A 1,423-nucleotide genomic window follows, 5' to 3' on the forward strand; every position below is an offset into this window, starting at 1 on the left:
GTGAACTGGTCCCGGTTTGTTGGACCGTGAAGTCAGATTAGGCCGCGAGGGCGTGAGCTCGGTATTGAACCGGGCTCATGCCTCGAGTCGTGCCTGGGAGCGGTCGGTGTTCCACCAGGTGATGTAGTCGTGGATCGCGGTGTCGAGCGTGGTGATGCTGTCGAAATGGGTTGGGTGGAACATCTCGGCTTTCAGATGGCCGAAGAAGTTCTCGATGATCGCGTTGTCGTGGCAGTTGCCCTTTCGCGACATCGACTGGGACGCGCCGGCAGCTGCCAGCAGTGACCGCCAGGACCGGTGCTGGTAGTGGATGCCCTGGTCCGAGTGCACCAGCGGTGCCGCCCCGAGTGCGGTGTGGAGTGCGTCGCGGAGCGAGCCGTGGGTGAGTTCCAGGGTCGGGGACGTTCCGGTTCGATAGGCGATGATCTGCCGGTCGAAGAGGTCCATCACTGGTGACAGGTAGAGCTTGTGCTCACCGACCCGGAACTCCGTCACGTCCGTGACCCATTTCTGGTTCGGCGCTGTCGAGGTGAAGTCCCGGTTCAGCAGGTTCGCTGCAACCTTGCCGACCTCGCCGCCGTAGGACGAGTATCGGCGTCGACGACGCACCAGGCAGACCAGGTCGTGGCGTCGCATCAACGCCAGGACCGTCTTCTTCGCCACTGGCCCGGTCCGGCGGAGCTCGGCGTGGATCCGCCGATGCCCATACCGGCCCTTGGTGCGGACGAAGATCGCGCGGATCGCGTCCGCGGTGTCAGCGTGCCGGTCAGGTTCACGCGAGCGGGCTTGCTGGTAGAAGAACGTGGAGCGGGCAAGACCGGCGATCTGCAGCAGCGTCTGGAGTGAGTGTTCGGCCTTGCAAGCGGCAACGGCTGCGGTCTTCACCGACGCCGTTGCTGCGCCTGCAAGGCCCGCAATTTTCCCAAGTACGCGTTCTCGGCCCGTAAGTACTCGTTCTCCCGCCGGAGTCGTTCCAGCTCGCTGAGCTCGGTGTCCGGCTTCGCTTTCGGGCGGCCCGTTGGGCGCGGCCGGAGGGCGTCCTCACCGTCCTTGCGAACCTGGTTCGCCCATTTGCGCAGCAGCAGCGCTGAGGAGAGCCCTCCCTCGGAGGCGAGCGCATCGGCTGGTTCCCCGGCAAGGAAGCGGCGCACGAGGTCACGTTTAACCTCGAACGAGTACGAGCGTCTGGGGGAATCCATGAGCACCTCCGGACCATGCAGCAACCACCGTTGATGCAAGCGTCGCACCGGTTTCCGTGTCACTCCTAGCCGACGAGCCGTCGCCCAATCACTCAACCCCCGACCGAACCACTCCACCGCAGCCACCCGCTGCGCACTCGTCAACGACGACGCGGTACCACCCACACGAACCATCCCCGGATCTCGAACCGACTAATCAGTCCAAGAACCGGGGACCAGTCCAG

The 1,423-nt window shown here is 64.6% G+C and carries 2 protein-coding genes; both read right to left on the reverse strand.

The window, feature by feature from the left end:
- Window positions 1-75 precede the first annotated feature (75 nt).
- Window positions 76-885, reverse strand: a complete 810-nt coding sequence (locus GVL05_RS19765) for an IS3 family transposase (RefSeq protein ID WP_235036087.1) — start codon at window positions 883-885, stop codon at window positions 76-78.
- Window positions 882-1,199 carry a helix-turn-helix domain-containing protein gene (locus GVL05_RS19770; protein ID WP_194672230.1) on the reverse strand — a complete coding sequence of 106 codons (318 nt, stop codon included), beginning with the start codon at window positions 1,197-1,199 and terminating at the stop codon, window positions 882-884. Before GVL05_RS19770 ends, GVL05_RS19765 begins: the two co-directional genes overlap by 4 nt.
- Between the last annotated feature and the right edge of the window lie 224 nt (window positions 1,200-1,423).

This window comes from Curtobacterium sp. 18060, assembly GCF_902706105.1.
Lineage (GTDB): Bacteria > Actinomycetota > Actinomycetes > Actinomycetales > Microbacteriaceae > Curtobacterium.

Excerpts from the sequence above, each read along its gene's own strand:
- GVL05_RS19770 (WP_194672230.1), bottom strand. The coding sequence starts at position 1,199 with ATGGATTCCCCCAGACGCTCGTACTCGTTCGAGGTTAAACGTGACCTC.